Origin of the sequence: Kitasatospora sp. NPDC048540, assembly GCF_040651175.1 — a bacterium.
Taxonomy (GTDB): domain Bacteria; phylum Actinomycetota; class Actinomycetes; order Streptomycetales; family Streptomycetaceae; genus Kitasatospora.
The window spans coordinates 57,775-67,118 of the sequence record NZ_JBEZIR010000041.1 but is presented as its reverse complement, the minus strand read 5'-3'; the positions used below and the strand labels follow the sequence as shown (position 1 = coordinate 67,118).

6 protein-coding genes and 1 pseudogene are annotated in these 9,344 nt (G+C 73.5%); 5 read left to right on the top strand and 2 right to left on the bottom strand.

Features of this window, described 5'->3' with window-relative positions; genetic code table 11:
* Positions 1–87 precede the first annotated feature (87 nt).
* A complete protein-coding gene (locus AB0D08_RS18350) occupies positions 88–2,952 on the bottom strand; it encodes a DEAD/DEAH box helicase (protein WP_359889905.1) in 2,865 nt (954 codons plus the stop codon).
* Positions 2,953–3,340: 388 nt separating this feature from the next.
* Between AB0D08_RS18350 and AB0D08_RS18345 the strand changes: the two genes are divergently transcribed.
* The 4 genes and pseudogenes from AB0D08_RS18345 to AB0D08_RS18330 all read left to right on the top strand — a co-directional run.
* On the top strand, positions 3,341–3,745 hold the full coding sequence (locus tag AB0D08_RS18345; RefSeq protein ID WP_033825484.1) for a peptidase inhibitor family I36 protein: 405 nt from the start codon (positions 3,341–3,343) through the stop codon (positions 3,743–3,745).
* A 103-nt stretch (positions 3,746–3,848) separates the two neighbouring features.
* Positions 3,849–4,799 (top strand): hypothetical protein, encoded by a 951-nt coding sequence (locus AB0D08_RS18340; RefSeq protein WP_033825483.1) that lies wholly within the window; start codon positions 3,849–3,851, stop codon positions 4,797–4,799.
* 189 nt (positions 4,800–4,988) lie between these two features.
* Positions 4,989–5,363 (top strand): hypothetical protein, encoded by a 375-nt coding sequence (locus AB0D08_RS18335; RefSeq protein WP_033825482.1) that lies wholly within the window; start codon positions 4,989–4,991, stop codon positions 5,361–5,363.
* A gap of 57 nt (positions 5,364–5,420) precedes the next feature.
* Positions 5,421–5,756, top strand: a pseudogene (locus AB0D08_RS18330) (metalloregulator ArsR/SmtB family transcription factor); the annotation flags it as partial.
* Positions 5,757–5,886: 130 nt separating this feature from the next.
* Here the strand turns inward: AB0D08_RS18330 and AB0D08_RS18325 are convergent.
* Positions 5,887–7,080 carry an aminotransferase class V-fold PLP-dependent enzyme gene (locus AB0D08_RS18325; protein ID WP_033825481.1) on the bottom strand — a complete coding sequence of 398 codons (1,194 nt, stop codon included), beginning with the start codon at positions 7,078–7,080 and terminating at the stop codon, positions 5,887–5,889.
* Between the two features lie 93 nt (positions 7,081–7,173).
* Between AB0D08_RS18325 and AB0D08_RS18320 the strand changes: the two genes are divergently transcribed.
* Positions 7,174–9,261, top strand: coding sequence for a prolyl oligopeptidase family serine peptidase (locus AB0D08_RS18320; protein ID WP_359889902.1), 2,088 nt, complete (start codon positions 7,174–7,176; stop codon positions 9,259–9,261).
* Positions 9,262–9,344: the final 83 nt, after the last annotated feature.

The following is a 9,344-nucleotide window of genomic DNA, read 5'->3' as shown; positions in this document are numbered from 1 at the left end:
GGGAACTGCGCGAGAGCGGAAGGGTTCAACGAGTGCCCTCCCGACTTCGCGCAGTTCCCCGCGCCCCTGAAACGTTGCCCCTGGGGGTCAGCCGACCGAGGAGTAGGCGATGATGCCGCGGCGGAGGGCGTCGACCGCCTTGCGGGCGGTGCTCCGCAGGTCGGTGTCGTCGCCTGCCGCGTCCTGGATCTGGCCCAGGACGTCGATCAGTTGCTTGGTCCAGCGGACGAAGTCGCCGGCCGGCATGTCGGCGTCGCGCAGGACGGAGTCCAGGTTGTGGCCGAGCGCCCAGCGGTAGGCGGCCCAGGCGAAGCCGAGGTCGGGTTCGCGCTGGCCGACGCCCTCGGCGGTGGAGATCCGGTGCTGCTCCTCCAGGGCGTCGAGGTGGCCCCAGATCCGGACCATCTGGCCGAGCGCCTCCTTGGCGCCGCCCTCGGGGACCCGGGGGGCGGTGGCGTCGTCGGACTGCCGGGCCTCGTAGACCAGGGCGGAGGCGCAGGCGGCGAGTTCGGCGGCGGCGAGGCCCGACCAGACGCCTTCGCGGATGCACTCGGAGGCGAGCAGGTCGAGTTCGCCGTAGAGCCGGCCGAGCCGCTTGCCGTCGTCGGTGACGGTGTCCGCGCTGAGGTAGCCGAGGTCGGTGAGCAGGCCGCAGACCCGGTCGAAGGTGCGGGCGATGGTGTGGGTGCGCGAGCGCATCCGGCGTTCCAGCAGTTCGGTGTCGCGGTGCAGGCGGTGGTAGCGCTCGGCCCAGCGGGCGTGGTCCTCGCGTTCGTCGCAGCCGTGGCAGGGGTGCTGCCGCAGTTCGCCGCGCAGCCGGGCGATGACCTCGTCGTCGGCGGCGGCGGCGCGGCCCTTGCGGTACCGCTCGGGCTCCAGGTGGCCGGCCTTGGTCCGCAGGGCGGAGGCGAGGTCGCGGCGGGACTGCGGGCTGCGCGGGTTGAAGGACTTGGGGATCTTGACCCGCTCCAGCGCCTGGACCGGGTGCGGGAAGTCGATCATCGCGAGCCGCTTGACCTGCCGTTCGGCGGTGAGCACCACCGGGCGGGGCCCGTCCTGGTAGTCGGGGTGGCGGCTGGTCCGCGGTGAGCGGCTGACCGGCGGCAGGCCGGGGTCGAGGACCAGGGCGAGGCCGGCGAACTTGCCGGTCGGCACGTGGATCACGTCGCCCGGCTTGAGCTGCTCGATGGACTGGATCGCGGCGGCCCGGCGCTGGCTGCTGCCCTCGCGGGCGAGTTCGTTCTCCCGCTCGCGCAGGGCGTGCCGCAGCGCCATGTACTCGTCGAAGTCGCCGAGGTGGCAGGTCATCGACTCGCGGTACCCGTCCAGGCCCTCTTCGTTGCGCTGGACCTGGCGGGCGATGCCGACCACCGAGCGGTCGGCCTGGAACTGCGCGAAGGAGGTCTCCAGCAGTTCCCGGGAGCGGTGCCGGCCGAACTGGCCGACCAGGTTGACGGCCATGTTGTAGGACGGGCGGAACGAGGAGCGCAGCGGGTAGGTGCGGGTGCCCGCCAGCCCGGCCAGGGCCTCCGGGTCGAGGCCGCGCTGCCAGAGCACCACGGCGTGGCCCTCGACGTCGATGCCGCGGCGGCCGGCCCGGCCGGTGAGCTGGGTGTACTCGCCGGGGGTGACGTCGGCGTGGGTCTCGCCGTTCCACTTGACCAGCTTCTCCATGACCACCGAGCGGGCGGGCATGTTGATGCCGAGGGCGAGGGTCTCGGTCGCGAAGACCGCCTTGACCAGGCCCTTCACGAAGAGCTCCTCGACCACTTCCTTGAACCTCGGCAGCATGCCGGCGTGGTGGGCGGCGATGCCGCGCTCCAGGCCGTCCAGCCACTCGAAGTAGCCGAGCACGTGCAGGTCCTCGTCGGGGATGTCGGCGCAGCGCTGCTCGACGATCTCCCGGACCACGGCCCGGTCGGCCTCCCGGTTGAGCCGAAGGCCCGAGGTGAGGCACTGCTGGACGGCGGCCTCGCAGCCGGCCCGGCTGAAGATGAAGGTGATGGCGGGGAGCAGGCCCTCGGCGTCGAGGCGTTCGATCACGTCGACCCGGCCGGGGGTCCAGATCCGGGTGGGGCGGCCGGTGGGCATGGAGCGGCCGCGGCCCTTGGCGAACCGGTCGCGGCCGCCGCGGTCCTGCTCGGAGCGGGCGAGCCGGACCAGTTCGGGGTTGACCGCCTTGGCCGGGTTGCGCGGGGCGTCCTTGGGGCGGCCGTCGCGGTCGGGGCTGGCGAACAGGTCGTACATCCGGGTGCCGGCCATCACGTGCTGCCAGAGCGGGACCGGGCGGTGCTCGGAGACGATCACCTTGGTGCCGCCGCGCACGGTGTCGAGCCAGTCGCCGAACTCCTCGGCGTTGGAGACGGTGGCGGAGAGCGAGACCAGGGTGACGGACTCCGGGAGGTGGATGATCACCTCTTCCCAGACCGCGCCGCGGAAGCGGTCGGCGAGGTAGTGGACCTCGTCCATCACCACGTAGCCGAGGCCGTCGAGGGCGCGCGAGCCCGCGTAGAGCATGTTGCGCAGCACCTCGGTGGTCATCACCACCACGGGGGCGTCGCCGTTGACCGAGTTGTCGCCGGTGAGCAGGCCGACCTTGTCGGCGCCGTAGCGCTTGACCAGGTCGCCGAACTTCTGGTTCGACAGGGCCTTGATGGGGGTGGTGTAGAAGCACTTGCGGCCGCCGGCCAGCGCCAGGTGGACGGCGAACTCGCCCACGATGGTCTTGCCGGAGCCGGTGGGGGCCGCCACCAGGACGCCCTGGCCGGCCTCGACGGCCTCGCAGGCCTCCAGCTGGAAGGGGTCGAGCGGGAAGTCGTACAGCTCCTGGAAGCCGTGGAGGGCGGTCGCCTGCACCTCGGCCCGGCGCCGGGCGGCCTGGTAGGCCTCGGCGGGGCTGAGCTGCTCCTGGTCACCGAGCTGGTCGCTGCGGCCCGGCATGGCGCTGTTCATCGGCGTCACCTCTTCTTCCCGCGGGCGGACGGCCCCGAGGGGCGGGACGGGCGCGCAGACGGCGACGCCTGCGGCTGCGGGGCCGGGGCTTGGGAGGCCGTCGGGGCGCAGCTGGTGTGGTGGGTGGTGTGGTGATCGAGCATCTCAGCCTGAGATTACCCGCCGGGACTGACATCGATAGCACCGTTTTTCCACGCTCCGGGAGCATGGCGGGCCTTGCTGCGTTTTTAGCGGTTTGTCGACACGAAATCGGCCAGCCGTTCGGCAACGTGGCGCAATCGAGCCTGTGCAGCGAGTCACAGGGCTGGTCCACTGTCCCGGTACGAGGTTCCAGGCACAGGACTCACGCACCGCCTACTCCCCGACCACTCCCAGAGAGGCAAGCCGCATGCTGGCCAACCGCCACCGGCTCCCGCACCGCCTGATCACGGCCCTCCTCGCCCTCGCCACCGCCGCCGTGCTCGGCCTGACCGGCGCCGCCACGGCCACCGCCACCGAGCTGAACGGCACGACGGACAACGGCGAGTTCTCGCTGTACAGCGGACCTGACACCACGGCGATGGTGCTCGACCTCTACACCTCGAAGGACAACTTCGGCTACCTCAGCTGGCCGGTGTACGGCGGGAACCCGAACGACCGCAACGAGTCCTACTGGAACAACGACAGCTACACCTGGCACGTCTACACCGACGCCAACCGGGGTGGCCGGCACGGCTGGGTGAGCCCGGGCGTGATGTCCAACGCCTCCAGCACCTTCCGGCGCCAGGTCTCGTCCGCGTACTACACGGGCTGACCTCCGTACCGCCGACCCCGTACCGCCGATGCCGCCCGGCCCGCGCCGGGCGGCACATCCCGTCCCCCGCCGTTGCCGAACCCGACGTCCCCCTGGAGAGAATGTGCCGAGCCGGCCGCAGACCACCCGGACCTCCCTGCCCGTGGTGCTCGCCGCCGCCGCCGTCCTGCTGACGGCCTGTGGCAGCGGGTCGGCGGCGGAGCCGGCGGTGACCGCCGTGCCGACGCCCGCGGATGCGAGCGCGCTGCGGCTGCCGCTCCAGGACTACATCCCTGACGCCGAGCAGCTGCACCGGCTGGACAGCGCCCAGCGGATCCTCACCGACCAGTGCATGAGCCGGTACGGCTTCCGCTTCCGGGTGCCCGACCTGCCCGAGGCGCCGCCCGCCGAGGCCGAGAACGCCCGCCGCTACGGGCTGTACGACGAGGCGGCCGCGGCCGCCTCCGGCTACAGCACGCACGAGGAGGACCGGCCGCAGAAGCCGCCGATGCCCTCGATGGACCCGGCGGAGACGCTGGTGCTGGGCGGCACCGGCCGGGCCGACGCCAAGACCATGCCGCGCAGCCAGGAGGAGGCGGAGCGCTCCGGCGCCGGTGACGGCGAGGTCAACGGCGTCAAGGTGCCGATCGGCGGCTGCCGGCGGGAGGCGTACCTGCGGCTGTGGGCGCCGACCGCGGCCTCCGTCGACCCGATGAAGGTGCAGGACATGGACGCCGAGGGGTACGACCGCTCCCGGCAGGACAGCCGGGTGGTCAAGGCCACCGAGCAGTGGACCTCCTGCATGGCCGAACACGGCTACCACGCCCGCAACCCGGTCAGCCCGCAGGCCGAACTGGGGCTGGACCAGGGGGCGTTCGCCTCGCCGGCCGGGCTGGCGGCGGCGGTCGCGGATGTCGGGTGCAAGCGCCGGACCAATCTGGTGGGGATCTGGTTCGCCGTCGAGTCCGCGTACCAGCGCTCCCTGATGGACGGTCACGAGGAGCTGCTGCGCGCCGCCAGGAGCCAGCAGGAGGACTCGCTGCGGCTGGCCGCGCAGCTGGTGGCGCAGGGGTGAGGTCGGTGCCCGATCATTCAGATCCCGAGTTGCAAAAGTCTGCATACCGTCACTGACGACCATCGGACGGTCAGGATGTGACCGCAGCGGGCCAGTTCCGATCATCCGGCCGGGGTCGGCGGTGCGCTTCCTACAGTCGGAGCATTCACCTCGCCACCGCGGCGCGGGAATGACCTGCAGGAGGCTGCGATGGCGACTCTGGAGACCGCGCTGAAGGACGCCATGACCATCGAGGGCGCGATCGGCGTCGCGCTGGTCGACTACAGCAGCGGCATGGCGATGGGCACGCTCGGCGACAACACCGAGCTCGACCTCAACGTCGCCGCCGCCGGCAACACCGACGTGGTCCGCGCGAAGATGCGCACCATGGAGATGCTCAACCTGCACGACAACGAGATCGAGGACATGCTGATCAGCCTGAGCAGCCAGTACCACCTGATCCGGCCGCTCACCACGCAGACCGGCCGCGGGCTCTTCCTCTACCTGGCGCTCAGCCGCTCGCGCGCCAACCTCGCGATGGCCCGGCACCAGCTGAAGCGCATCGAGGCCCAGCTGGAGGTCTGACCCCGCGGGTGGGACCAGTGACCGGCCGAGGGAGCGACGCGCGGAGGGGGGAGCGGGGTGCCTCTGCCGCTGCACCAGGCCAAGGCCGAACTGTTCCGGATACTCGGCCACCCGGTCCGGATCCGGGTGCTCGAACTGCTGCAGGCCGGCCCCACGCCCGTCCGCGACCTGCTCGCCGAGCTGGACGTCGAACCCTCCAGCCTCTCCCAGCAACTCGCCCAGCTCCGCCGCGCCCGCCTGGTGACGGCCACCCGCGAGGGCTCGACGGTGATCTACGCACTGGCCGGCGCCGACGTCGCCGACCTGCTCCGGGCCGCCCGCCGGATCCTCACCGAACTCCTCACCGACCAGGGCGCCCTGCTGGCCGAACTCCGCGCGGCCGACCGGTCCGCCCGGAGCCGCCCGGACCCCGCCTCCGGACCCGCCACCACCTCGACCGCCGTGCCGTCGCCGGCCCGCGACCGGACACCGGGCGTCCGCGGCACGCCCGTGCCGGGTCCGCCCGTGCCGGGTCCGACCGTGCCTAGCGGGCGATCAGTTCCTTCAGGCCGGTGGCCAGCTCCAGGTACTCCTGGGGCCGGTTGTACAGCTGGGCACTGATCCGCAGGACCCCGCCGCCCGGCCACGGACGGACCGCGATCCTGGTGTGCAGCCGGCGGGCGACCACGACCATCAGCGCCTTCGCGGCGTGCTCGCTCTCGGCGGTGCCGGGCGGCAGCCGCAGTGCGCGCATGGCCAGGCCCGGCATGGCGGCGAGCGGGCGCAGCCCGGCGTGGTCGGCGAGCAGCCGGGCGCCGTGGTCGGCGAGTGCCTCGTTGTGGGCGCGGACACGGTCCGCGCCGAGCTGTTCGAGCAGGGCGAAGCCGGTCGGGGCGGCCAGCCAGGGCGTGTAGTCGCAGGTGCCGCGCCACTCGACCCGGCCCGGGAAGCCCCGGTCGTGCTCCCAGGAGACGGTGAGCGGCCTGATCCGGCGGCGCCAGGCGCCGCCGACCGCGAGGACGGCGGTGGCCCGCGGGGCGAAGGCCCATTTGTGCAGGTTGCCGATCCAGAAGTCGGCTCCGCCGGCCCCGGCGCCGAGCTGGACCGGCAGCATTCCGGGGGCGTGGGCGGCGTCCACCACGGTGATCACACCGCGGGCGGCGAGTTCGGCCAGCAGCGGGCGGGCGGCGATCTCCCGGGCGGTCGGCGAGGTGACCAGGTCCAGGACGGCGACCCGGGTGCGCTCCCCCACCGCGGCGAGCACCTGCGCCTGCACGGCCTCGGCGTCGGGGGTGTGCAGCGACAGCCGTACGGTGCGGACCCGGGCGCCGCACTCGGCGGCCCGGCGGCGGACGGCGTCGTTGACGACCCCGTAGCCGTGGTCGGTCACCAGGATCTCGTCGCCGTCCGCCAGCGGGAGCGAGTCCAGGACCACCGCGACGCCTTCGGTGACGTTGGTGAGCAGCGCGATCCGGTCGGGCTCGGCGCCGAGCGAGGCGGCGATCCGGGCGCGGGCGCGGGCGATCCGGTCCGGGAGGTCGGCGAAGAAGGCGTCCGGGTCCTGTTCCTGTTCGGCCCGCAGCCTGGCCTGGGCGCGTTGGACCGGCATCGGCACGGCCCCGTACGAGCCGTGGTTGAGGTGGGCGACCGAGGGGTCGAGGGTGAACAGGGCCTGGGTGCCGGGCAGGGGTGCGGGGGGCGGTGTCGGTGCCGGGGATGTCACCGGGGGCAGGGTCATCGAGGCTCCATCATCGGGGCGCTATTGATGTGTGACATTTCACACTGCATAGTTCTAGCCGAGCGGCCCGCCCCGGGGCAAGCATCGGTGCCCGTGACCCACACCGACCCCTTCCTCGCCCTGAGCGCCCGCACCGGCCGCTTCACCCATGGTTCCCCGCGCGCGGCCGTCTTCTCCTCGGACGGCACCCGGCTGCTGTTCCTGCGCTCCACCGGACCGCAGGACCCGGTCGAGCGGCTGTGGCTGCTCGACCTGACGACCCGCCGCGAACAGCTGGTCGCCGACCCGGTGGCGCTGGTCCCGCAGCGCACCGGAGACCTGGCCGACCTGCCCGCCCTGGAACGGCGGCTGCGCGAGCGGCTGCGGCTGTGGGCGCCCGGCATCGGCTCCTTCGCCGCCACCGCCGACCTGTCGACGGCCGTCTTCACCCTGGACGGCCGGCTGTTCAGCACCTCGACCACGGACCGCGTCACCGTCGAACTCCCCACCGCGGGACCGGCCTTCGACCCGCGTCCGGACGCCACCGGCCGGCGCGTCGCCTACGTCAGCGACGGCGCCCTGCACCTCACCCCGGCGCCCGCCCTGCACCCGGGCGGCCCGCTCAGCCCGGCGGACGGCGCCGTCTGGGGCGTCGCCGAGTTCGCCGCCGCCGAGGAGCTCGGCCGCACCCGCGGCCACTGGTGGCGCCCGGACGGCGGCGCCGTCCTGGCCGCCCGGGTGGACGAATCCGCCCTGCCCGCACGCCATTTCGCCGATCCGGCGCACCCCGACCTGGCACCGGAGTCGTTCGCCTACCCGCAGGCGGGCGGCCCCAACGCGGACGTCCAGCTCTGGGTGCTCACCCTGGACGGCCACCGGGTCCGGCTGCGCTGGGACGCCGACACCTTCCCGTACGTCACCGCGGCCGGCTGGGAGGGCGACGGCGAGATCCTGCTCACCGTCGCCGACCGGCTGCAGCAGCGGGTGCTGCTGCTCGGCGCGGACCCGGTGACCGGCACGACCACGGAACTCTCCCGCACCACCGACGCGTTCTGGGTCGACGACCTGCCCGGCACCCCGGCCCGGCTGGACGGCGGCCGGCTGCTGACCGCCGCCGACACCCCGGACGGCACGGCCCGCTCGCTCGCCCTGGACGGCAAGCCGCTCGGCCCCGGGCGCCTCCAGATCCGCCGGGTGGTCGGCCGGCTGGGCGGCCGGCTGCTGGTCGAGGCGGGCGAGGACCAGCCGGCCGACCAGCACGTCTACCTGATCGAACCGGACGGCGGCGGCGCCGAACGGCTCACCGACGGTCCCGGTGTGCACTCCGCGACGGCGGGCGGCGAGAGCCTGCTGCTCACCTCCGCCACCCCGGACGGCATCCACCGCCGGATCCGCTTCCGCGGCGCGGAGATCCCGCTGACCGACCACGCCGAGCCGCTGCCGTACCGGGTCGTCCCCCAGCTCGCCCGGGTCACCGAACGCGGCCTGCCCACCGCGGTGGTGTACCCCCGCGCCCACGTCGCCGGGCAACGGCTGCCCGTCCTGCTGGACGTCTACGGCGGTCCGGGGGCGCAGGCGGTGGCCAACGAGCCGCGCCGCTGGCAGCAGCGGCAGTGGTGGGCCGACCAGGGCTTCGCGGTGGTCACCACCGACAACCGCGGCACGCCGTTCGTGTCACCGGAGTTCGCCCGGGCGATCTTCCGGCGGTTCTCCGCGGTCGCGATCGAGGACCAGGTCGCGGCGCTGGCGGCGCTCGGCGAGCGCCACCCGGACCTCGACCTCGGGCGGGTCGGGGTGCGCGGCTGGTCGTACGGCGGCTACTTCGCGGCGCTGGCCGTGCTGCGCCGCCCCGACGTCTTCCACGCCGCCAGTGCCGGGGCCCCGCCGACCGACTTCCGGCTGTACGACACCGCGTACACGGAGCGCTACCTGGGCCTGCCGCAGGACAACCCGGAGGGCTACCTCGCCGACTGCCTGATCGAGGACGCCGCGGCGCTGTCCCGACCGCTGCTGCTGATCCACGGCCTGGCGGACGACAACGTGCACCCAGCGCACAGCCTGCTGCTGTCCGAGGCTCTGGTGCGGGCCGGACGCCCGCACAGCCTGCTCACGCTGCCGGGCGTCAGCCACCTGACGGCGGGTGGGGTGATGGAGCAACTCGCGGCCCTGGAGCTGGACTTCCTGCGCACCGCGCTGGCCTGACCGCGGACCGTCGCGGATCGCACACCCCGGGTGACGGCAGTCACAACCCTTCCATGTGACCGATGACATGTGAAATATTACGC

Coding starts and splice junctions, on each gene's coding strand:
- AB0D08_RS18350 (WP_359889905.1), bottom strand. CDS start 2,952: ATGAACAGCGCCATGCCGGGCCGCAGCGACCAGCTCGGTGACCAGGAG.
- AB0D08_RS18345 (WP_033825484.1), top strand. CDS start 3,341: ATGCTGGCCAACCGCCACCGGCTCCCGCACCGCCTGATCACGGCCCTC.
- AB0D08_RS18335 (WP_033825482.1), top strand. CDS start 4,989: ATGGCGACTCTGGAGACCGCGCTGAAGGACGCCATGACCATCGAGGGC.
- AB0D08_RS18325 (WP_033825481.1), bottom strand. CDS start 7,080: ATGACCCTGCCCCCGGTGACATCCCCGGCACCGACACCGCCCCCCGCA.